Origin of the sequence: Streptomyces sp. NPDC012510, from assembly GCF_042955065.1 — a bacterium.
Taxonomy (GTDB): Bacteria; Actinomycetota; Actinomycetes; order Streptomycetales; family Streptomycetaceae; genus Streptomyces.
The window spans coordinates 172,696-193,162 of the sequence record NZ_JBIBEN010000011.1; the positions used below are offsets into that span (position 1 = coordinate 172,696).

Here is a 20,467-nt window from a genome sequence, read left to right on the forward strand (position 1 = left end):
CATGTCAGACCCGCACCGTCCAGTGCTGGTTCGTGTGCGACTCGTCGTTCCAGCACGTGTACTGCAGCAGCCGTGCACCGTCCGTCGTGAACGCCCGGTCCACGTCGAGGCACTTGCCGGAGTGACGGGCGACGATCTCGACGTAGCCGGTGCCGGTGTCGCTCAGCCGCCACTGCTGGCTGGTGCGGCCGTCACAGGTCTGTTGGACGATCGCTGCCGTGTTGGCCGTGGAGGAGCCGGACACGTCCAGGCACAGTCCCGAGTTCCGGGAAAGGATCCGGTAGTAGCCCCCGCCGACTTCGTGCAGTTGCCACTGCTGGTCGTCACCGGCGACGCAGCCGGACTGCTCGATCGCGGCTCCGGCCGCGGCCGAGGAGCCGACCGCCTGGGCGCACTTGCCCGAGTGCCGCGCCTCGATCGTGGTCGTGTCGGCCAGCCGGGACAGCTGCGACGAGAGCACGGGGACGTAGAAGTCGGTGATCCCGGCGATGTTCGGGTGCGTGCCGCTGCCGCCGCTGCCCGGGTAGCCGCTCACGAGCCCGTCGAAGGTGTACGCCACCCGCTGGGCGTCGACGCGCGTGTCGAGGGTCGCGTCCCCGAAGACGTCGGCCACTGCCACGCCCCACTTCTGGGCGGCCTGCAACTGCACCTGGCGCAGAGCCAGCTGGGTGTCCCAGTCGCGCGAGCCCATCTTGTGGGCGGCCACGTAGACGAGCTGGGCGGTCGGCCACTTCTGCCGCATCGTGTGGATGGTGGTTTCGAGTGCCCCGGCGTAGGTGCCGGGGTCGAGGGTGGCGGGGTCCTGGGAGCCGCTGACGGTGCCTACCTCGTAGGTGTGCGTGTCGTGGATCTCCATCGCGTCGTTCGTGCCGCCGTCGAAGACGACGAAGTCGGGCGCCTGCGCACTCGCCGACTTGACCTGGTTGAGGATCTGCCCACCGGTGGCGGTGGGCGCCGGGCCCACGGTCGCGCCGTTTCGGGCGTACTTCGTCAGCGTCATGCCTTCGCGTTCGGCGACGAAGTTCATGAAGCTGCGCGCGTACTGGTGCCCGTAGACGATGCTGTCGCCGAAGGCGTAGACGGTCGAGCCGGCGAGGGATCCGTAGGCGGGGTTCTCGGGGCGGGCCAGGCGGACGTTGTCGAGCGACTGCACGCCGGTGCCGTAGTAGTTGCAGGCGACGAGCTTCGCCAGGTTCTGTCCGGTGATGCTCTTGGTGGTGGAGACCAGCACCTTAGGCGCGGCCTCCTTGCTGGTGACCGTGTACTGGATCTTGCCGAGGGTGAAGTCCATGTGCAGATCGACCGTGTACGTCTTGGCCCGGTCGAAGCTGATCTTGGTCCAGGTGGGATTGAGCGCGTCCGGGGCGGAGGTGGAGTCCGAGTCCGGACCGGTCGCGGCGTGGCGGAACTCCGCACCGGTCGCGGCCATGCCGAAGACCAGGTGTCCGGCGCTGTCGCGCAGTTCCAGACCGGTCTTCATCCCGGTGCTGCTGATGGCCGTCTTCCAGTCGAACCGCAGGTCGAGCGTCTTCTCCTGGGTGATCGACGACGCGAAGGGCCGCACGGACGTCGTGTAGTTGCCCATGCCCTTGGTGACCTCCAGAACGCCGTTGCCGATGGCGGCACCGACCGGGAAACCGAAGTTCGCGGGGGTCGTCTGAGCGTCGAACGTCTCGTTGATCAACGTCGCGCCCGGGGTTTCGGCGGCGGAGGCGGCCGGAGCTGCGAGGAAGGGGGCGAGGAGCAGGATGCCGGCGGCCAGGGAGCCGGCCCATCTTCGGGGCCGACGGCCCGTTCTGCGCATGACCGTATACACGTGATCTCCCTTGATCTCTGGTGATACCGACCGGTGCCCGGCGGGGAAGAGGGGGTCCGGCCCGTGACTCGGCCCGAAAGGCGCACAGAAAAGCCACGAAGTACCGGGAGCGATGAGGTGTCCGACAACAGCAGGGGCAACTTAGTGATCGTTCACCTGAGCGGTCAAGAGGTCCGCAGGTGATCGTTCACTACGTGAGGGCCCCACCGGCACGACGTGCGCCGACCTGCTCTGGACTGCGAAGCAACTCTCCCCGTTCACACCATTGACACACAAGCGTTTCAGCCAGTCTTATGTGCGCCATCGTTGGTTTCGGCCACCATCTGATCGCCAGCGCCTCGCCATCGCCTGTCGGCTCGATCACGCTGCGCCCGACACCCCTGACTCGAAGGTTCCTGACGGTCACCGTCGAACCCTCAATCGTGATCGTTCACCATCCGGCAGAAGTTCACCCGACACGGAGGTAGTGCAATGAAGTCGAACCCCGGCGCTTGGTCGCGCCGCAGATTCCTCGCCACGAGCGGGGCGGCAGCCCTCGGGGGCATGGCGCTGAACCTCGTCGGCGGCCTGCCGCGGGCCGCCGCGGCCGGCAGTGTGGTGTCGTACGTCGACACCTCGAGGTCCACGTACGACAAGATCGCCCTGATGGTCGACGGGAAGCCCTTCTACCACAGTGGCGTCCAGTTCCGGTACGAGAAGCACAAGTACACGTTCGGCTGGACGGACGCCCAGCTGAAGCCGGTGCTCGGCATGATCCGCGACGACGGCTTCACCGTGGTGAACATCCCGATCTGGTGGTCGCAGGTGGAGCCCTCGAAGGACGTCTTCGACTGGACCGACATCGACAAATACCTGGCCTGGTGCGGGGAGTACGGACTGAAGCTGGAACTGCTGTGGTTCAGCCATGAATCGACCGGTTCGTCCATGGCGGCCCGGATGCCGGCCTACGTGATGAACGACTACCAGGCCGTGGTGAGGTCCGACGGCACCAGGCTGACCCTGAACGGCAACCCTCTCCTGGACAAGACCGATCCGAACATGCTCGCCAGGGAGAAGTTCGTACTCGGCCGGCTCATGGACCACCTCGCGTCCGCCGACACCGCGCACACGGTCGTCGGCATACAGGTGCTGAACGAGCCGAACGTGTCGAAGCAGCAGGGCGGCCAGTCCATCGACCGGAGCTACAGCACGTACAGCACCAACCTGTGGAACAGCGGCGGGTACACCGACGCGTCGAAGTTCCGCAAGGACGTGCTGCTGAACTACCTGACCCAGCTGGGACAGGTGATCAAGCAGTCGGACTACTCGGTGTACACCCGGACCAATATCGCCGGCAGCGGGGACACGGTGCCGGTCGCCGAGAACGAGGTCCTCAGGAGCCAGGGAACGGCGACCATCGACTTCTTCGGAAAGGACCCGTACACCACGGGCCTCGACACGCTCTACAACTACGGCAAGGACGGCACCTGGGCCCAGGGGAAGAACTTCCCCATGATCATGGAGAACTTCGGAGGTTCCACGGCGGCGGACGTCGAGAAGTTCAACGCCATCGCCGGCAACACCGCCCACAATCTGTACGCAGCCCTGGACCCGGACTCCAGCACGGGCAGCAGCAACCACGGCCTGTACAACTTCAACCCCACCACCAAGGTCGTCACCCGCAAGGCCGTCTCGGACAAGGTCGCCCGGCTCAACCGCGCGCTGAACAAGATCCACCGGGACCTCGCCAGCAAGACCCCGGTGGAACGCGGCGGAACCGACCTCCAGACGTTCAACCGGGCCGCGACCGCAAGCACCACGACCACGAAGACCGTGGGCGGCGTCAACATCACATTTACGACATCGAGCGGTGCGCAGGCATTCGGTGTCAGGCGCGGTGCGGCCGAGTTCGCTTTCACCACCACGACCCAGGCCACGTTCACCCTGCCGGGAACCATCGGCGTCGTACGGTCCGTCGAGGTCGGCCGGTACGACGCGAACGACACCTGGGTGAAGTCCGGCACCAAGGCGTACACCACCGTGTCCGGGAACACCGAGATCACCCTGGCGTCCGAGGAGTGCGTGCGGGTCTCGTACCTCGTCAGCGGCGCGAAGTACAAGCTGAGGAACACGTCGTCTGGCGAGTACCTCGACACCGATGCGAACGGCGTGGTCATCGTCGCGTCCGGGACCGTCTACGACGACCAGGACTGGATCGTCGCCAAGGACTCGTCCGGCTCCTGGACCATCAGGAACGTGCGAACGGGACGCATGTACCTGGAAAGCAGCGCTAGCAGCAACAACGTCATCTGGAACACCGGCACCGTCGCGGACGCCTCGCTCTGGAACCTGGAAGGGGTCGGGGCAGGCGGGCTTCGCGTGAGGAACACCCACACGGGAAGGGCCTACCTGTACGGGAACTCCGCGGGTGAGGCGAAGTGGAACACCGGAACGCAGGACGCGACCACGGTCTGGGAGTTCCAGCCCAGGTAGCAGCCCCTGCCGTCCCCTCTCCCGCGAGCCCGGAAAGGCGATGCGCGCGGGGAGGGGACGGCGCAGGGTACCCGTGTAATGATTGCTGCATGACTCAGGCCGAGGTATTGCGGGCTCTGGATGCCAGGGCGGCCGGCCAGTGGGGTCTGGTGACCACTGCACAGGCGAAGCTGGACGGTGTGCAGGGCGTCCAGCTCCTGCGGCTGGAGCGGTCCGGGGCGCTGGAGAACGTCGGCCACGGCGTGTACCGCCTGGCCGCCTCCCCTCCGCCGGCGCACCTCAGGATCAAGGTCGCGTGGCTGCGGCTGGATCCCGTGACCCCCGCACGGGACCGCAGTACCGACGGTCTCAGGTCGGGCGTCGTGTCCCACACCTCCGCGTGTGCGGTGCACGGCCTGGGCGGCCGACCCGCCGACTTCGTGGAGCTGACGGTCTCGTCCCGCCGTACCACGCGTGACGAGACCGTCGTGCTGCACTGCGCGGCCACGGACGCCGAGGACGTCACCGTCGTCGACGGGCTGCCCGTCACCACCGTGCCGCGTACCGTCCTCGACCTGCTTCGAGCCCGCGCCGACGCGGCCCGTACGGGCACGTTCGTCGCTGAGGCGACCGCCCGTGGCCTGGTGCGCGTCGACGACCTCGCGCCACGGGTCGCGGGCTTCGCCGGTGCCTACGGACTGCCCGCGCAGGCGTCCGGGGCGGAGTTGCTGGAGTTTCTGTGCGAGCGGGCGGGCCGTCCTCTGCGGGCCGGGAAGGCCGGTCGGTCCACGGTGAGCGCCGGTCGGCCCGCCGCGAAGGCCGCCGGTCCGGCGGCGGCCTCCGACCCGGAGAGGAAACGGCCGACCATCTGGGAGGTCGCCGAGCGGGCCGGCGTGTCGCACCAGACCGTGTCCCGGTTCCTGAAGAACGACAGCGGCATGAAGCCGACGACGCGAGCGAGGATCGAGCGTGCCGTCGCCGAACTGGACTACCGGCCCAACCTCATGGCGCGGTCGATGCGCACGCAGCGGTCCCACCGGATCACCATCGTGCTGCCCGAGTTGAGCGGCTTCGTCCCTATCCCCCTGCTGAGGGGCGCCTCCGCCGCGGCGCACGAGGCCGGGTACATGACCGACGTCGTCGGACTGGAGGGCGGCGAGTCGCGGCGCGCCCGCAGCGTGCTGTCCCTGCTGGAGACCCGGCAGGCGGACGGTGTGCTGTCGCTTGTGCCGCTGGGAGACCTCGCCGGCGGCCAGGGCGCCGGGCAGTGGCCCGTGGTGGTGCTGGGCGAGTACGACGACAAGCTCCAGTCCCAGGGACGGCTGGCCGACGGACGGCCCGCCGAGGAGATCCTGCGTCACCTCGCGGACCAGGGACACCGCCGGTTCCTCCACGTCGCCGGCTCGCAGGAGTGGGCCTCGGCGCGCAACCGGCGCGCGGTCTACGTGGAGGCCGTCGAGCGACTGGGCCTGGAGTCCTACGGCGTCGTCGACGGGGACTGGTCCGTACGCTCCGGCTACGAGGCCGCGCGGGACCTGCCCGCCGACTCCGGCGTGACGGCCGTGCTGGCCGCCAACGACTACGTCGCCCTGGGGGTCCTGCGCGGCTTCCAGGACCGCGGTACGCGGGTGCCCGAGGAGATGAGCGTCTTCGGCTGGGACGACGAGGAGTTCACCCGGTACTTCTCGCCGAGCATCTCGACGGTGCACATCGACAAGGAAGAGGTCGGCCGCCAGGCGATGCTGTCGCTGCTCGCTCTTCTGCGCGGCGAGCCCGAGCCGAAGTCCGAGGTGACGGATCTCTTCCGCCTCGTGCCACGCGGGTCGAGCGGCCCGGCCCTCCGCTGAATCCCGAAGGCGTTCCCGGGAGGACGTCATACAAAAAGTGAACGATCACTGCGCAACTCTTGACCGCAAAGGTGACCGTTCACTACGTTCATGCTGCCGCCGCGTTCACATCGGCGAGAGCCGAGTTCGTCCGACAGAGCCGTTCCCCTCGACCGCACGGCCATGCGCGCACGCCCTGGGCTGATCAGGTCGAACCCACGCTCCTCGGCAGTGGTTCGACGACCCCCAGTGCCGCACCCAAGCACCGCCCGAGCTTCCATGAAAGAGCCCCATGACTGAGTACAGCCAGCCCGCGCGGGTGGCGATCGTCGGTGCCGGAAACATCGCCGACGGCTGCCACATGCCCGCCGTCCAGGCCCAGAACGGCGAGGCGACCGTCATCGCCGTGGTCGACGTCGACCTGCGGCGCGCCGAGGCCTTCGCCGCCCGCTGGAGCATTCCCGCCGCCTACGACAGCCTCGACCGGATGCTCCAGGAGCAGCACCCGGACCTGGTCATCGTCTGCACGCCCCCGATCGCCCACGGCGAGGCCATCACCGCCTGTCTGGACGCCGGCGCGTCGGTGTGGTGCGAGAAACCCCCCACCCTCTCGGTCGCCGAGTACGACGCCGTCGCCGCCCACGAGCGCGAGGGCGGCCCGTACGTCTCCTACGTCTTCCAGCACCGGTTCGGCTCCGCCGCCCGAGCCCTGCGGGAGCACATCCGCACCGGCCGCCTCGGCGCTCCCCTCGTCGGCGTCTGCCACACCCTGTGGTACCGGGACGACGCCTACTTCGAGGTTCCCTGGCGCGGCAAGTGGGAGACCGAAGGCGGCGGCCCCACCATGGGCCACGGCATCCACCAGATGGACCTCATGCTGTCCCTGATGGGGGAGTGGACCGAAGTACGCGCCGCCATGGGCACACTGGCCCGCGACGTGGAGACCGAGGACGTCTCCATGGCGATGGTCCGCTTCGCCAACGGCGCGATGGTGTCCATGATCAACAGCCTCCTCTCTCCCCGTGAGACCAGTTACCTGCGCTTCGACTTCCCCGAGGCCACCGTCGAGCTGTCCCACCTCTACGGCTACGACAACTCCGACTGGACGTGGACCCCCGCGCCCCACCGGGCCGGCGCCACGCCGCAGGAACTGGGGGCACCGCTCGACGACGAACCCAGCTCGCACGCCGCGCAGTTGCGCACGCTGCTGCGGTCGCTGCGCGCCGGAGAACGCCCGGAAGCCAGTGGCGACGACGGCCGCCGCGCCCTGGCCTTCATCGCCGCCCTGTACGAGTCGGCGAGGACCGGGCGCCCCGTCACCCCGGGCATGATCGCCCCGGCCAACCCGCACTACCACTCCATGAGCGGCCGCCCCGCTGCCGCCCGGGACAACGCCGTCAAGGAGAAGACCGGTGTCTGAGACCCCCTTGAGCATCGAACACGACGCCGCCGGGACCCAGTTCGTGGTGTCGGCCGCTGACACGGACCTCGCCACGTATGTCTACCGGCCGGACACCCCGCTCGAAGAATCCCCCAAGCCCTACGTCTACCCCCTGAAGACCCTCTCCGGCGCACCCGTGGGCGTCTACCGGCCCTGGGACCACCGCTGGCACAAGGGTCTGCAGATGACCTGGTCGCACCTGTCCGGGAACAACTTCTGGGGCGGGCCCACCTTCGAAGAGGGCGCGCCCGGACACGGCTACGTCTGGCGCGAGAACCACGGCTGCCAGGTACACCGTGCCTTCGACCGGCAGGACCTCGACGGCAGCGAGGTGACGGTCGTCCAGGGCCTGGACTGGATCGCCTCCAGCGACGAGGTGTGGATCGCCGAGACCCGCACCCTCCGCTTCCACAGCGCCGACACCGAGGACGGCGTCTGGGCGCTGGACTTCACCACCGAACTGACCAACGTCCACCACGAGCCCCTGGAGATGGGCAGCCCCACCACCCACGGCCGCGCCAACGCCGGTTACACGGGACTGTTCTGGCGCGGACCCCGGGCCTGGACCGGCGCGGACGTCATCGCCGACGGGGGCCATGACGGCGACGCCGTCATGGGCACGCAGGGCGCCTGGGCCGCCATCACCAGCGAGCACGACGAGATCGACGGCGGTGCCACCGTCCTCGCCTACGCCGGCACCACCAGTGCCTCCACCCCGCTGACGTGGTTCGCCCGCAGCAGCGCCTTCGCCTGCCTCAACCCGTCGCCCGCCTTCCACACCGAGATCAAGCTGGAGCCCGGCGACACCCTGTCCCTGAGCCACCGCTTCGTGTTCATCGACCGCGTGGTGGGTCGCCGCGAACTGGAGCCGATCGTGCGGGAGTTCGCGCTGTGACCGCCCTCCCCGGCCTCCCGGGAGCCGTGGGGCTCAGCCAGTTGGAGGTGTATCCCTGGCCCACGGCGGACGACGAACACGGCGGCTCGCCCCACATGCACCTGACCTGCGCCGAATGTTACGTCGTCGTCAGTGGACGCGGTCGGCTGGAGACCTTCGACCACGAAGGCCCCGCGACGACCGAACTGCACCCGGGTGACACGGTCTGGTTCACCCCCGGCACGATCCACCGCGCCGTCAACGACGAGGACCTGCGCGTGATCGTCGTCATGCAGAACAGCGGCCTCCCGGAAGCGGGCGACGCGGTCATGACGTTCCCGCCCGAGTACCTCTCCCCGGAGGCCTATCCGGACGCGGCCTCCCTCCTCGACGCGGACGGCGGCCCCAGCCCCGAGCGCGCACGGGCGCGCAGGGATCTGGCCGTCGAAGGGTTCACCGAGCTGAAGCGGCAGTGGCAGCGAGGAAACCGCTCGGCGTACGAGGACTTCTGCGCGGCGGCGGTGCGGCTCGTCCGACCCCGCCTGGACACCTGGGAGAAGACGGTCAACGACGGTGCCCTGGCCGCCGCGCACACGGCACTACGGCAGATCGGTGCGCTGAGGCGCGACGACTTCACCCACCTGTTCGACGCGCACGTGTCACGTATCGCCCGACCGCCCCGCCAGACCCTGGGCATGTGCGGTTTCCTGCGCCCCTGTGTGCCGGCCCGCCCGGCCGGCGCGTAGACCTGGCCACGTGGCGGCGCGACACCTCACCGGCTGCCGGGCGGACAGCGCCGTCACGGCCGAACACAGGAGTGTGGACCTTATGAATTCGACACGGTCGGAAGGCGGTGGGCACGCCGACGCGGCGACCACCCCGATCCTGTCCGGGATGTACCCCGACCCTTCGGTATGCCGGGCCGGCGAGGAGTACTACCTGGCGAACTCGTCGTTCGAGTACAGCCCCGGCGTGCCGATCTGGCAATCCCAGGACCTGGTCTCCTGGCGTCAGATAGGCAACGCCCTGACCAGGGACGAGCAGTTCCCCGCGGGCTGTTCGCCGCCGAGCCGCGGCATCTACGCCCCGACGCTGCGCCACCATGAGGGCCTGTTCTGGCTGATCACCACGAACATCGACGACGCTCGGGGCGGCCATCAGATCCACCATGCGAGCGACCCGGCCGGGCCGTGGTCCGCGCCGTGGTCCCTCACCGAACTCGACGGCATCGACCCGGACCTGACCTGGGACGACGAGGGAACGTGCCTGGTCACCTACTGTTCGTGGTCGGAGACCGAGATCGGCATCAGACAGGTCGCGGTCGATCTGGAACAGCGCATGGTCCTCGAGAAGCCGCGATGGATCTGGCACGGCACCGGCCTGGCCCATTCCGAAGGGCCGCACCTGTACCGGCGCGGCGACTGGTGGTACCTGGTCATCGCCGAAGGCGGCACCGACCGGGGCCACGTGGTGTCGGTCGCACGCTCCCGAAGCCCCCGAGGGCCTTTCGAGGCCGCCGCGCACAATCCGGTCTTCACCCACCGCAGCACTGCGCATCCCGTCCAGAACGTCGGCCACGCCGATCTGGTCGAGCGTCCCGACGGGACGTGGGCAGCGGTGTATCTCGGCACGCGCCCACGAGGTCGCACTCCCCGCTTCCACGTCAACGGGCGTGAGACGTTCCTCGCCGACGTCGCCTGGGTGGACGACTGGCCACAGTTCGAACCAGCGAGGCGACAAGTCCCCACTGGTCAGCGGGACTTCCAGGACGACTTCTCCGCGCCCGCACTGGATCCCAGGTGGGTCTCACCGGGGGAGCGCCCCGACCGCTTCGTCCGCAGCGCACCGGAAGGAGTGGTCCTGGGGCACGCACCGAGCGAGACCGGCGAGCCCTCAGGACTGTTCACGCGGGTCGGTGGCGACCACTGGGAGGCCGACTTCCTCGTCGATCCAGGAGAGGGCGCGTGCACCGTCGCGCTACGGCTCGATGGCGCTCATTGGTACGGCCTTCGCGTCGCCGACGGCGAAGTCACGGCCGTCGCACGGATCGGACAGGTCCGGTCGGTTCTCGGCTCCCGCCCGCTGCCCGACTCGCCTGTCACCCTCCGCGTCCGGTCCACGAAGCCCACGTGGAACGGACCGGACGACATCGAACTGGGCATGAGCGACGGAAGCGGCACCCATGTCCTCGCCCGCCTGGACGGACGTTATCTGTCCACCGAAGTGGCGGGCGGCTTCACCGGACGCCTGGTCGGTGTGTGGACCGAGTCGCGGGAGGTCCTTGTCCGCCGGGTCCGGTTCGCCGAGCAGCAGGCGTGACACCGTGACCGACACGGCCCAGGCGCTCGTGGAGCCGGGGACGTGGCGCCGGCGCCCGGTAGGGCCAGGGCGGAGGCCGGACTCCGGCCGGGGCGGCGGTGGGGTGTTCCGTCGACGACCGTGCGAGGCGCACTGCACCCTTTCGCCCGTGGTCCTCCGCCCCGGCTGACAGGACGTCTGAGGAGTAAAAGGCCCGATGGCCGGTTCACCACCTGCCTCTGAGCGGTGACGCAGCCGCCTGAGTGGCTCTGTTGAACGGGCTCTGACTGCGCCGGTGCTGGTGTCTAGCAGCTGGGGATGCTCGGTGGCCAGGGCTTTCAGGCGTCTAAGGTCGTGTCCATGACGAGGACCACGCCCGCGCGCCCTCTCGATGTCGAGGCGCTCTTCCCGGAGCTGGCCGCCTTTCGAGGGACGACAACTCGGCTCCATCCGCGCCCGGGCAGACCAGGCCTTTCGGCCAGTTCTGTGGGCGGTCCCATGCTGTGGCCGGCCGGCGAGCCATGGCCGGTATGCGGCGAGGCACACGGCCGCGGGCGTGGTCGACGTCCGGCCGACATCCGCCGCTATCGGCAGGTTCTGGCTTTCGCATGGGCCCGCGAGCAGGCTCCCGGCCCGACGAAGGAGGAACGGGAGCTCCTGGGCGAGCTGCACCGGGAGCACCGGATCCCCGGGGCCTCCGAGACCGACCTTTTGCCAATGATCGGCCTTGCGCAGCTGTACCGGCGGGATGTGCCCGATCTGCCTACGGGGCCGGGCGACTGCGATCTGCTTCAAGTGTTCTGGTGTCCCTTCAACGCGCACGGCCCGGGACGGTATGACCTGGAGCTGCACCTGCGCTGGCGGCGGTCGTGGGAGGTCGGCAAGGTGCTGACCGCGCCGCCACAGCCGCTGGTCGTCGGGGCCGATGGCTTCGTGCCCGAACCCTGTGCGCTGCACCCGGAGCAGGTGGTCACCTACCCGTTTGCCGGCCTTCTGCCCGAGGAGCTGTGCGCCCGGATCGATGCCTGGGAGGATGCCTTTGCAGAGGAAGCCGAGCAGACGGCGGACGAAAGCACGGCAGAGCCGCTCGGCTACCAGTACGACCTGTCCATCCCGCCCGGCTGGCGCGTGGGCGGCTTCGCCTCCTGGCACGTGACCGACCCGTACCCCATGGACTGCCTGACCTGCACGACACCGATGCACCTGCTGCTGACCATCGACAGCTCGGAATGGGACGGCGGCAGCGACAGCTGGAGACCGCTGGAGGACCAGAACCAGCCCACTCACCGTTGCGCCACTCCCACGGAGGTCACTGTGGGCCGGTGGGGCGAGCTCAACGTCTTCGCCTGCCCCAACGATCCCGAGCATCCGCACCGCTGGAGCACCCAGTAGCTTGCCGTGCCCCTGAGTAAGCGCGCCGAGCGTAACCGCGGGGCCCCCGGCGGCTGTTGGAATTGTGTGACGCATACCAAAGAGCGCGCCGAGGACACCTGCTCGCTTGTGTACCAACGCCGTCTGCCTCTGTCCACGCGCACCGTCAGCCACCTCACCGATCTGCTGCGGCGCCATCTGAGGTCGCTTCGGTCCAGGTGACGAATCCTGCCGCCGGGAAGATCGCGGTGATCGTCCTGGCCGTGCTGCGCCACGATCAGCGCCTGGCCGACGTGCTCGGCGGCAACGACGTGTCCGAGTCCACCGTCCGCCGCTGCCGCGACGAGCTGATCGGATTGCTCGCCGCCCAGGCGCCGCGCCTGGACCATGCCGTGCTCTGAGCAAGGTCGCCAAGCTGGGAGGAGAGGTGGTCCGTCGCGCCTGCGCGGGCGGTCGAATCCGGAAATCCAGCCGGGTAGAAGCGTTTTGCCGCGTGGAATGTTTCACTGTGGCTGTGGCTGTGGCTGTGGCTGTGGCTGTGGCTGTGGCTGCGGCTGCGGTGTACGGGGGCCCGAAGCCGGAACGACGAGATGTATTCGCACGCCCGGCCAGGTCAGAAGCGGTTCTTAGGGACGCTGGCCGCGCGCCGCGACGGGTGGGCGGCGCGGCGCGCGGTGGTGACGCGGCAGGTCAGTCGGTCATCGCGGCGCGGACGAGCGCGGTGTCGACGAACTGCTCGAACCGGACGATCAGGCCGCCGCGGACGACGAAGTGGTGGGCGACCCGGACGTCGATCGGTTTGCCGGTGGCCTTGTTGGTCGCCGTATAGCGGGCGAGGACGACGACGTTCTCACCGTCGACGACGTAGGTGTCGTCGTGGGCGGTCCAGCCGTCCCAGTCCTGGCCGAGTTTCTCCATCACGTTGGACGTGACGCCCTCGGGGGTGCGGTACGTGCCGGCGAGCGGGAAGCCGGCCATCTCCGTCCATTCCACGTCGGCGGCGAGCGTGGCACGCAGGGCCTGAAGGTCACCGGCCGCAGAGGCCAGGTATTGCCGCCGTACGACATCGGCCGGGGCGCCGGAGGTCATGAAGTCGGTGCTGTCGTGCGTCATGGTGCTCAGCCCCACTTCATCTCGCCCTTGGCGACCTTCGCGCCGATCCGGGCGGCGATCAGCATGCCGTTGTCCGGGTAGCGCTCGACCAGTGCCTCGGTCAGCGCGGTGCCGTCGGCTGCCTTGCCGAGTTCCTCCTCGAAGGCGAGGAGGTAGTCGCGGGTGGCGGTGATCGCGGAGACGTCGGCGGGGGTGCCGGGCAGGCGATGACCGGGCACGACCAGTTCCGGGTTGAGGGCGGCCATCTCGTCCAGAAGGTCGATCCAGGCGGCGCGGTTCTCGGGGTCGGGTGTGTCGGCGACCCAGACGTGCTCCTTCTGGAACAGCAGGACACCGCCGAGGATCGCCTTGTGCTCGGCCTGCCACAGGTAGTGCCGGTCGGACAGTGTGGCCGGGCCACCCTTGAGCTCGAAGCGGTGGCCCTCCAGGGTGAGGTCACCGGTCAGGGGCTCCAGGTCGACCAGTCGGGTGGGCAGGTTCGGGCCGAGGGCCTCCCACGCCTTGAGCTTGCCCTCGTAGGAGTGCTTGATGTGCTCGATGACGATCGGGGTGGCGACGAACCTCGCCTGTGGGAAGGCGTCGGCGAGGATCTCGGCACCGAAGTAGAAGTCGGGGTCGCCGTGGCTGACGAACACGGTGGTCAGCGTCTTTCCGGAGTCGAGGATCTCGGCGGCCAGACGGTGGCCGTCGGCGCGCGTGAAGGCGGCGTCGATCAGCAGGGCCTCGTTCTCACCGGTGACGAGGGTGGCGGTCTTGTTCTTGCTGCCGGCAGGGAAGTCCAGGTCGAAGACCTTGAAGGAAAGGGTGCTCATGAGTGTCTCCTTGAGGGCTGTGGGGACGGGGGCAAGGTCAGAAGGTGGGGGAGGCCGCGAGACGCCGCGCGACGTCGTCCGCGGTGGCGTGGCCGCGAGCCAGGGTCGTCGCGCGGTCGCCATCGACGGCGAGGAGCGTGGGGAAGCCGTGGGCGCACAGCTCGGCGGCGCGCGCGAAGTCGGCCTCGGCCGTGGCCCGGGCCTCGGGCGCTTCGAAAGCGGCGGCGACGGCGTCCGCGTCCAGCCCGATCTGCTCGGCGATCTCCCGGTAGGTCGCCGTTTCGGACAGGCTGCGGCCGTGGACGTAGAAGGCCCGCTGCGCGGTGGCGGCCAGCTCCACCACCCGCGTGGGAGCGACCTGGCGTAGGGCGGCCACACCTCGGGCTGCGGCCTCGGAGTCCATCACGAACGAACCGTCCGCGATCAACCGCTGGTAGGAGTCACCGAACTCCGCGCCGGTCAACTCACTGATCTTGGCGTTGGCACCGGGGACATGACCGAACTCCCGGATGGGCAGCCGGCGTTCACCGGTGAACAGGCCGCCGGAGACCACCTCCACCGTGAGCTCCGGATGCCGGGACGCCACCTCGCGCAACGTCGGAGAAAACCCGTGAGACCAGCCGCAGTAAGCGTCGAAAACGTAGACGAGCTTCATCCAGGACCTCGGCAGAACGGTGCGGCGCTCACCTTGATGCGAGCGATTCATCTGACACAACAGTATCTGATGTGTCAGGTATTTCTCTAGGGGTCGGTGATCGTCATCACAACCCGGTGCCCGCTCCCGTGGCGTCCGGCACAGGCTGCCCCAGGCAGCGCTTTCAGGGAAGCCGCGGCAGCACGTCCCGTGCGGCATGGCTCAGCATGCGGAGGTCCTCGGCGAACCGTTCCCGGTCCTCGACCGGCAGGGGCGCCAAGAAGTAGCGCCTGATGTTCTCCAGGTGCACTCGCGAAGCGGCGACCGTGGTCTCCTCCCCCAGTGGAGTGAGGTACACCAACCGCCCGCGCCGGTCACCGGGATCCTCGACCCGCTCGACCAGGCCGGCCGCCTCCATGCGGTCCACCAGGCGTGTCGCTCCTCCAGTGGTCAGGACCTGCTCCTGGGCGATGGCCCGCATCGACATGCCCGGCTCCCCGCCTCTGCCGAGGATGAGCAACACCTCGAACATCAGATGGCTGATGCCGCACTCCACCTCCAGGGCCCGGCCCATGATGTACTCCAGCCGGTTCGCAGCCCCCTGCAACCGCCCGAAGGCCAGGATTAACGCGTTGTCCGCGGCGTCCTTCGGCGTCGAGATCTCCGCCTGCTCGTTCACAGTCGTGGCGCCCCTTCCGTTCTGCTCCCACCCCGCCCACCGATCATGCCGCACAGCAGCCCTTAGGCCGTTCCGTGACCGCACCGTCCCAGACCGGGTCGGCAAGGCGCCCGCCGACCGCCGCGGACAGGCCGCCTTGTTCTGCCCCGGTTGTCGACCACGAACCGGCGAACATCATCGAGGACTTCGCCGGCATCCCCTTCGACACGGGTTCACCACCCGCTGGATACGGTCCGGCCCGGCATGGCCGGCCCCCTCGGACGGGGGCCGGCCCTCTATGCGCTGCGGCGGAGCGATCAGTCCCCGTACACGGGCCGGCGCCGCCTCCCACGGCCCGGACCGCTGCCGCGTCAGCCTCGTGCCCCGGAGTCGGGCGCGCGCCGGTAGGTGAGGAAGAGGACGCCGCTTTCCAGTGCGGTGTGGTCGGTGAGCTGCCAGAGGCGGGGGTCGAAGGCTGTTCCACGGGCGAACAGGGGTATGCCGTCGCCGATGGTGAGGGGGCTGAGCTTGACGATCAGCCGGTCGATCTCCGAGTAGAGAGCACCGGCGAGTTCCGCTCCGCCGAGCAGCCAGATGTCCTTGCCGTCCTCCTGCTTGAGCTCACGGACCTTCGCCGCGGGATCGTCGGCGACGAGCTCCACGGCCGGGGCGGGCACCTCGGTCAGCGTTCGCGAGAAGACGAGGTGACGCAGGTGCGGATAGGCGTCCGGGACGCCCGCCCCCAGGCCGATCTCGTAACTCTTGCGGCCCTCCAGGACGGTGTCGAAATGAGTGCCCTCGGCTGTGATGCCCAGCGCCTCGCGGGCCCCGGCGGGCAGGGTCTCGGGGTACGTGGTGGCCATTCGCTGGACGTAGTCCGGTGCGATCGGCCAGAAGCCGTCGGGGCCGGTGGGGTCCGCGCCGTCCGGCCCGGCGATGAAGCCGTCGAGGCTGGAGGCGATGTAGTACACGAGCTCGCGCATGAGTGCCCTTCGTGGAGTGGTCGTCTTGTCCGCAGTGCCGGAGATCAGGTCGTGGGGGAGGCCCACTCCACGAACTGGACGGCGACATCGTTGGGGTCGGTGATCTGGAAGAGGCGTTCACCCCACGGCTCTTCACGCAGCGGCATCGTGATGTCGACGCCCGCGGCCCGGAGCCTGTCCTCTTCGTGGGCGATGCCCGTGTCGAGCGTGAACGCCAGGATGAGCCCGCCGACGCGTTGATCGCGCTGGTCGGTCGGCAGGCAGGACCTCCGTGCCCCGCAGGACTATGTCGGCCGCGGCGTCGGGGCGGCCCAGCGAGGAAAATCCGTCCGCCATGCGCTCCTCGTAGCCGAGGTGGGTGGTGAATGAGGAGCGGGACGCGGCCACGTCGTCGCCGGTGAGGGAGACGGTGGAAGCGGTGATCTGCACGCGGGTTCTTTCGGTCGGGGCGAGAGGGAGCGGGGAGCGGACGGTGCGCGTCGAAGTCAGGACGACCTGAGATTAGATCAGAGATAAGTTTGCATGCAACATAATTTTGCTACCGGCGTAAGATCGCGCATGGGTGTGGAGAGTGCAGGACTGTGCGAGTGCAAGAAGCGCGAGACCCGACAGTTGATTTCCGGCTACGCCACCCGGCTCTTCATGGCCCAGGGCTTCGAGTCGACGACCATCGCGGAGATCGCCACCGCCGCACGCGTCGCCAAGAAGACCGTGACGAACTGCTTCCCGCGCAAGGAAGGCATGGCCCTCGATCACCAGGACGCCTTCGTGGCGGGCCTGGCTGAGGCCGTGGCCGCTCGCAACACCGGGGAGTCCGCCCTCAGGGCGCTGCGCCGTAACTTCGAGGCCGGCGTCGCCGCCCAGGACTCGGTCATCGGCTTCGCCGGCCTGGACTTTTCCCGGATGGTCCATGAGAGCCCGACCTCACGGCCAGCGTGCGCACGCTGCTGACCGACGTGAAGAAGCACTCGCCGCCGCCCTCGCCGAGGCCACGGGGCCCGCCCCTGACGACATCACCGCTCAGACGGCCGCGGCCCTCCTCGCAGCGGTGCACCGCGTCATGTTCCGCCGCGTCCAGGAGCGCACCCTCGCCGGTCGCACGAACGACGAGGTCGCCGCAGTCGTCGCGGACGAGGCCGCCGCCGCCTTCGGCCTGCTGGAACCGGTCCTCGGGCACTACGCCGTGGCATGAACTCGGCCTCCATCGCCGGGACGGCGCCCGGCATCAGCTACCGGCCCGGCAAGCGCCCCAAGAAGTCTCGGTGATCACGGGAGCGAGCGGGACGCCCGCCCACGCCGGCGCGCGCGGCGTTGGATGTGCGAGACGGACGGTGGGACCGGGCAGCCGCCGAGCGTGCCCCCGAAGACCAGCGGGTGGTCCGCGCCCCGCCGTGCTGCCCTGTTCGACGGGAACTCGGCGGGGACGGCCGCCGCGCCCGCGATGGCCGCCCTCGCCCTTCGGTAACAGCTGTTACCATGTTGATATGGCGAAGACGCAACTGGGCGCGCGCGTGGATGAGGACGTTGCCGAACTCGCGAAGAGGCGCGCCGCAGACCTGGGACTGAGTATCGGGGACTACCTCGCCCGGCTGGTGCAGGACGATGCCAGTGGTTTGCGTGCCCGTGCGGTGGACGCGGCCGCCCGCTTTCTGGCCGAACACCAGACGGTCTTCGACGAGGCCGAGGACGCCCAGCAGACGGCTCGGGGAGCGCGCGCGGCCTGATGGACCTGCACATCGACGTTCCGTGGATCCTGCAGGTCGCCGAGGCCGCCGGGGCGGACGATCCGGCCCCGGACGACTACGGCGTTCCCGTCTCGGCGGTCGCCCGCCACCGGGCCGCACTGTTCGAGCAGCCCGTCTACGACGGCCCCTACGCCAAAGCCGCCGCCCTGGTGCACACGCTGGGCCGCTGCCGCTGGCTGGAGCGCTCCAACATGGCTGTCGCCGCCGCGTCCGGCGTCATGTACCTCGAGGCCGCAGGGGTTCACGTCAAGCCGGCCCGCGAGGACGCCGTCGCCCTCAAGGACCTGCTCCTCGACCCCGCCTGCACCGCCGGGAAGATCGCCGCACTGCTGCGGACGTGGCCCACTGCCACCTGACGTCCGCGGGTCACTTCTCGACGAGGGTGATGTCCTCGATCGGCCGGGTCATCCTGATGGTGTTGTCGGTGATCTCGATGACGTGCTGCAGCCCATGGAAGGACTCCTCCTGCCCTGACAGGCGGAACTCTTCGTATTCGCCGGCCAGATATGCGGGGAAGCAGGTCAGGGGCGGGCCGAAGAGGCGGATGTAGTCCACGAGGCGGCGGAACAGCTTCGGCAGGATCACCTGGTGCGCGGTGAGGGAAGTGAGGTCCTCGATCTTGGCGCCGTCCTCGAAGGTCACGTCCTTGGCCCACACGCTGTTGGGGGCCTTGGTGGCCCGTGCCCGCCGGGTGGTCTCGGCCATGTCCTCGCGCAGCGCTTCGGGGAGTTTGCTGTAGAAGGTCGGGTAGACCAGGCCGAGTTCGAGGAGTCGGTGATTGGCTGTCTGGTGCAGATGGTCGGTGGTCACGATGCTGCGTCGGCCGTTCTTGACGCCCGGCGGCAGGTCGCCCCGGCCGACCAGGGCGACACAGCGGCCGAAGACGTCGGCGCCGCTCGCGAGGATGTAACCGGGCACGGTCTCCGGGGTGGAGGCGGTGACCTTCTCCCGCTCGTCCATGAGGATGCTGCCGAAGCCCAGCCAGGACAGCAACTCCTCGCGGGCCGCGCGAGCGCCCAGGTGCAGCGGCTGGTGCACCTCCTTGGGGCCGACCCCCCTGTAGTGGGTCTCCAGCGCGTCGATGGCGTCCATCCGGACAGTACCGCCGCCACGGCTGTTGCGCTCGACCCGGTTCCTGCCGGGCACGTCGCACCAGAAGCCAGGATCCTGGGGCAGGAAGGAGACGGTGTCGCCGTCCGGCCGGGTGTTGATGACTCGATACGTCCCTTTGATGGCCAGCATGGGCGCGGGCGGTGGCGTGGGCATGGATGTCTCCAGTGGTGTGGGGGAGTGAGCGCAGGCCATTGTCATTCCGCAGGACGAGGAAACGCGGGACCGACCAAGGGGCGCGCGAGCAGGAGGGTGGCGCCGCGTGCGAAAGGGTGAGCGGGACATCGCGCTGTCGTCGTGCTGCTGCGGGTTCACGTCACGGTCGGCAGGTATCGGTGTGTCGATACGACGCCGGTAGTGCGTAGTTCCGGGGGCTGAGCGGTGCGGACGGATGCGGATGATGTTGTGGTGACGGGCATCGGAGACGACCACGTGAAGGTCCACTCGTGTGGAGATGGATGAGGACGGCTTGGCCGCCAGCCGAGCGTGGAGAGCTTGTGGACGGTGGACCTCGGCGACGGGACGGTGCGGCTGGACAACACGCCGTGGTTCGTACGCGGAGTCGCCAGCGACGACATCATCCGGGTGGAGGTCGACGACGAAGGTGTCCGCTGGGCCAGTGACACGGTGGGGAGAACTGCACCATCCGGCCGGATGTCGAGATATTTGTTCGCCTTGGCTGGGACCCCTGGTTAACGTCTCGACCGTGGACATCACAGATCCGAAGGACCTGGTCCGACGTGGGTACGACGCCGTCTCCTTGCGTTACGACGAGGCCTACGGCGCCGAGACGAAGTACCAGTCACTGCTTGGCGACCTCTGCCAGCGGATCCCGGCCGGTGGGACGGTGCTGGACCTGGGCTGCGGCAGTGGGGTGCCGGTCGCACACACTCTGGCCGCCGCCGGCTGCCGGGTCACCGGCATCGACATCAGCGAGGTGCAGATCCGCCGGGCCCGCGAGCGGGTGCTTCAGGCAGAGTTCGTCCACGCTGACGCCACGGCTGTCTCCTTCGGCGCCGCGTCCTTCGACGCCGTCGTCTCCTTCTTCGCCCTGATCCATATTCCACTGGCTGAGCAGCCGCCCCTGCTGCGGAAGATCGCTGGGTGGCTCCGCCCGGGAGGCTGTTTCGTGGCCACCACGGGACACGGCGAGTGGACCGGAACCGAGGAGAACTGGCTCGGGGGCGGCGCCCCGATGTGGTGGAGCCATGCGGATGCTGCCACCAACCGTGAGTGGATCGAACAGGCCGGCTTGATGGTCGAACGGGAGGAGTTCATCCCTGAGGGCGACGGCGGACATGCCCTGTTCTGGGCACGCCGCCCTTAAAGTTCCAG

Annotated in this window: 21 protein-coding genes and 1 pseudogene; 14 read left to right on the top strand and 8 right to left on the bottom strand. The window is 69.0% G+C overall.

Annotation, left to right across the window (positions count from 1 at the left end):
• Positions 1-4: 4 nt before the first annotated feature.
• Entirely contained in the window at positions 5-1,816 is a 1,812-nt protein-coding gene (locus ACFY9I_RS21810; protein WP_391003993.1) for an RICIN domain-containing protein, read from the bottom strand.
• A 471-nt stretch (positions 1,817-2,287) separates the two neighbouring features.
• Between ACFY9I_RS21810 and ACFY9I_RS21815 the strand changes: the two genes are divergently transcribed.
• The 8 genes from ACFY9I_RS21815 to ACFY9I_RS21850 all read left to right on the top strand — a co-directional run bounded on the left by ACFY9I_RS21815 (position 2,288) and on the right by ACFY9I_RS21850 (position 12,478).
• Positions 2,288-4,288: a DUF4978 domain-containing protein gene (locus ACFY9I_RS21815; protein ID WP_391003995.1), complete on the top strand. Its 2,001-nt coding sequence runs from the start codon at positions 2,288-2,290 to the stop codon at positions 4,286-4,288.
• 89 nt (positions 4,289-4,377) lie between these two features.
• Entirely contained in the window at positions 4,378-6,114 is a 1,737-nt protein-coding gene (locus ACFY9I_RS21820) for a substrate-binding domain-containing protein (RefSeq protein WP_391003997.1), read from the top strand.
• A gap of 271 nt (positions 6,115-6,385) precedes the next feature.
• Positions 6,386-7,513, top strand: a complete 1,128-nt coding sequence (locus ACFY9I_RS21825) for a Gfo/Idh/MocA family oxidoreductase (RefSeq protein WP_391004000.1) — start codon at positions 6,386-6,388, stop codon at positions 7,511-7,513.
• Positions 7,506-8,429, top strand: a complete 924-nt coding sequence (locus ACFY9I_RS21830; protein ID WP_391004002.1) for a DUF6807 family protein — start codon at positions 7,506-7,508, stop codon at positions 8,427-8,429. The genes ACFY9I_RS21825 and ACFY9I_RS21830 overlap by 8 nt, the downstream gene beginning before the upstream one ends.
• On the top strand, positions 8,426-9,154 hold the full coding sequence (locus tag ACFY9I_RS21835) for a cupin domain-containing protein (protein ID WP_391004004.1): 729 nt from the start codon (positions 8,426-8,428) through the stop codon (positions 9,152-9,154). Before ACFY9I_RS21830 ends, ACFY9I_RS21835 begins: the two co-directional genes overlap by 4 nt.
• Positions 9,155-9,236: 82 nt before the next feature.
• The gene (locus tag ACFY9I_RS21840; RefSeq protein WP_391004006.1) at positions 9,237-10,727 is read left to right on the top strand and encodes a family 43 glycosylhydrolase; all 1,491 of its coding nucleotides are present in this window, start codon (positions 9,237-9,239) and stop codon (positions 10,725-10,727) included.
• Positions 10,728-11,066: 339 nt separating this feature from the next.
• Positions 11,067-12,098 carry a hypothetical protein gene (locus ACFY9I_RS21845; RefSeq protein ID WP_391004008.1) on the top strand — a complete coding sequence of 344 codons (1,032 nt, stop codon included), beginning with the start codon at positions 11,067-11,069 and terminating at the stop codon, positions 12,096-12,098.
• 197 nt (positions 12,099-12,295) lie between these two features.
• Complete coding sequence (locus ACFY9I_RS21850; RefSeq protein ID WP_391004010.1) at positions 12,296-12,478, top strand: hypothetical protein; 183 nt, start codon at positions 12,296-12,298, stop codon at positions 12,476-12,478.
• A 289-nt stretch (positions 12,479-12,767) separates the two neighbouring features.
• On the opposite strand, the gene ACFY9I_RS21855 is transcribed toward ACFY9I_RS21850, so the two are convergent.
• From ACFY9I_RS21855 to ACFY9I_RS21880, 6 genes and pseudogenes are all read right to left on the bottom strand, one after another.
• Positions 12,768-13,190, bottom strand: coding sequence for a nuclear transport factor 2 family protein (locus tag ACFY9I_RS21855; protein ID WP_391004012.1), 423 nt, complete (start codon positions 13,188-13,190; stop codon positions 12,768-12,770).
• A gap of 5 nt (positions 13,191-13,195) precedes the next feature.
• The gene (locus tag ACFY9I_RS21860) at positions 13,196-14,002 is read right to left on the bottom strand and encodes an MBL fold metallo-hydrolase (protein ID WP_391004014.1); all 807 of its coding nucleotides are present in this window, start codon (positions 14,000-14,002) and stop codon (positions 13,196-13,198) included.
• Positions 14,003-14,039: 37 nt separating this feature from the next.
• Positions 14,040-14,657, bottom strand: coding sequence for a DsbA family protein (locus tag ACFY9I_RS21865; protein WP_391004016.1), 618 nt, complete (start codon positions 14,655-14,657; stop codon positions 14,040-14,042).
• A gap of 163 nt (positions 14,658-14,820) precedes the next feature.
• Positions 14,821-15,315: a MarR family transcriptional regulator gene (locus ACFY9I_RS21870; RefSeq protein ID WP_391004019.1), complete on the bottom strand. Its 495-nt coding sequence runs from the start codon at positions 15,313-15,315 to the stop codon at positions 14,821-14,823.
• 350 nt (positions 15,316-15,665) lie between these two features.
• Positions 15,666-16,277, bottom strand: coding sequence for a dihydrofolate reductase family protein (locus tag ACFY9I_RS21875; RefSeq protein ID WP_391004021.1), 612 nt, complete (start codon positions 16,275-16,277; stop codon positions 15,666-15,668).
• A gap of 44 nt (positions 16,278-16,321) precedes the next feature.
• Positions 16,322-16,706 (bottom strand): annotated as a pseudogene (locus tag ACFY9I_RS21880) (VOC family protein).
• A gap of 129 nt (positions 16,707-16,835) precedes the next feature.
• Here ACFY9I_RS21880 and ACFY9I_RS21885 point away from each other — a divergent pair.
• The 4 genes from ACFY9I_RS21885 (at position 16,836) to ACFY9I_RS21900 (ending at position 18,378) form a co-directional block, all read left to right on the top strand.
• Complete coding sequence (locus tag ACFY9I_RS21885; protein ID WP_391004023.1) at positions 16,836-17,228, top strand: TetR family transcriptional regulator; 393 nt, start codon at positions 16,836-16,838, stop codon at positions 17,226-17,228.
• Positions 17,188-17,469, top strand: coding sequence for a hypothetical protein (locus ACFY9I_RS21890; protein ID WP_391004025.1), 282 nt, complete (start codon positions 17,188-17,190; stop codon positions 17,467-17,469). Before ACFY9I_RS21885 ends, ACFY9I_RS21890 begins: the two co-directional genes overlap by 41 nt.
• Before the next feature lie 292 nt (positions 17,470-17,761).
• Positions 17,762-18,001: a hypothetical protein gene (locus ACFY9I_RS21895; RefSeq protein ID WP_391004027.1), complete on the top strand. Its 240-nt coding sequence runs from the start codon at positions 17,762-17,764 to the stop codon at positions 17,999-18,001.
• Positions 18,001-18,378, top strand: a complete 378-nt coding sequence (locus ACFY9I_RS21900; RefSeq protein ID WP_391004028.1) for a fic family toxin-antitoxin system, toxin component — start codon at positions 18,001-18,003, stop codon at positions 18,376-18,378. The genes ACFY9I_RS21895 and ACFY9I_RS21900 overlap by 1 nt, the downstream gene beginning before the upstream one ends.
• Before the next feature lie 10 nt (positions 18,379-18,388).
• Here ACFY9I_RS21900 and ACFY9I_RS21905 read toward each other — a convergent pair whose 3' ends face one another.
• The gene (locus ACFY9I_RS21905) at positions 18,389-19,288 is read right to left on the bottom strand and encodes a nuclease (protein WP_391004030.1); all 900 of its coding nucleotides are present in this window, start codon (positions 19,286-19,288) and stop codon (positions 18,389-18,391) included.
• 369 nt (positions 19,289-19,657) lie between these two features.
• On the opposite strand from ACFY9I_RS21905, the gene ACFY9I_RS21910 reads away from it, so the two are divergent.
• Positions 19,658-19,828 (top strand): DUF4265 domain-containing protein, encoded by a 171-nt coding sequence (locus ACFY9I_RS21910; RefSeq protein WP_391004263.1) that lies wholly within the window; start codon positions 19,658-19,660, stop codon positions 19,826-19,828.
• 10 nt (positions 19,829-19,838) lie between these two features.
• Entirely contained in the window at positions 19,839-20,459 is a 621-nt protein-coding gene (locus tag ACFY9I_RS21915; protein WP_391004033.1) for a methyltransferase domain-containing protein, read from the top strand.
• Positions 20,460-20,467: the final 8 nt, after the last annotated feature.

What these genes read in the sequence shown, in the direction of transcription:
- ACFY9I_RS21815 (WP_391003995.1), top strand. Translation starts at nt 2,288, where the DNA reads ATGAAGTCGAACCCCGGCGCTTGGTCGCGCCGCAGATTCCTCGCCACG.
- ACFY9I_RS21820 (WP_391003997.1), top strand. Translation starts at nt 4,378, where the DNA reads ATGACTCAGGCCGAGGTATTGCGGGCTCTGGATGCCAGGGCGGCCGGC.
- ACFY9I_RS21825 (WP_391004000.1), top strand. Translation starts at nt 6,386, where the DNA reads ATGACTGAGTACAGCCAGCCCGCGCGGGTGGCGATCGTCGGTGCCGGA.
- ACFY9I_RS21840 (WP_391004006.1), top strand. Translation starts at nt 9,237, where the DNA reads ATGAATTCGACACGGTCGGAAGGCGGTGGGCACGCCGACGCGGCGACC.
- ACFY9I_RS21845 (WP_391004008.1), top strand. Translation starts at nt 11,067, where the DNA reads ATGACGAGGACCACGCCCGCGCGCCCTCTCGATGTCGAGGCGCTCTTC.
- ACFY9I_RS21855 (WP_391004012.1), bottom strand. Translation starts at nt 13,190, where the DNA reads ATGACGCACGACAGCACCGACTTCATGACCTCCGGCGCCCCGGCCGAT.
- ACFY9I_RS21860 (WP_391004014.1), bottom strand. Translation starts at nt 14,002, where the DNA reads ATGAGCACCCTTTCCTTCAAGGTCTTCGACCTGGACTTCCCTGCCGGC.
- ACFY9I_RS21865 (WP_391004016.1), bottom strand. Translation starts at nt 14,657, where the DNA reads ATGAAGCTCGTCTACGTTTTCGACGCTTACTGCGGCTGGTCTCACGGG.
- ACFY9I_RS21875 (WP_391004021.1), bottom strand. Translation starts at nt 16,277, where the DNA reads ATGCGCGAGCTCGTGTACTACATCGCCTCCAGCCTCGACGGCTTCATC.
- ACFY9I_RS21885 (WP_391004023.1), top strand. Translation starts at nt 16,836, where the DNA reads ATGGGTGTGGAGAGTGCAGGACTGTGCGAGTGCAAGAAGCGCGAGACC.
- ACFY9I_RS21890 (WP_391004025.1), top strand. Translation starts at nt 17,188, where the DNA reads ATGAGAGCCCGACCTCACGGCCAGCGTGCGCACGCTGCTGACCGACGT.
- ACFY9I_RS21895 (WP_391004027.1), top strand. Translation starts at nt 17,762, where the DNA reads ATGGCGAAGACGCAACTGGGCGCGCGCGTGGATGAGGACGTTGCCGAA.
- ACFY9I_RS21900 (WP_391004028.1), top strand. Translation starts at nt 18,001, where the DNA reads ATGGACCTGCACATCGACGTTCCGTGGATCCTGCAGGTCGCCGAGGCC.
- ACFY9I_RS21905 (WP_391004030.1), bottom strand. Translation starts at nt 19,288, where the DNA reads ATGCCCACGCCACCGCCCGCGCCCATGCTGGCCATCAAAGGGACGTAT.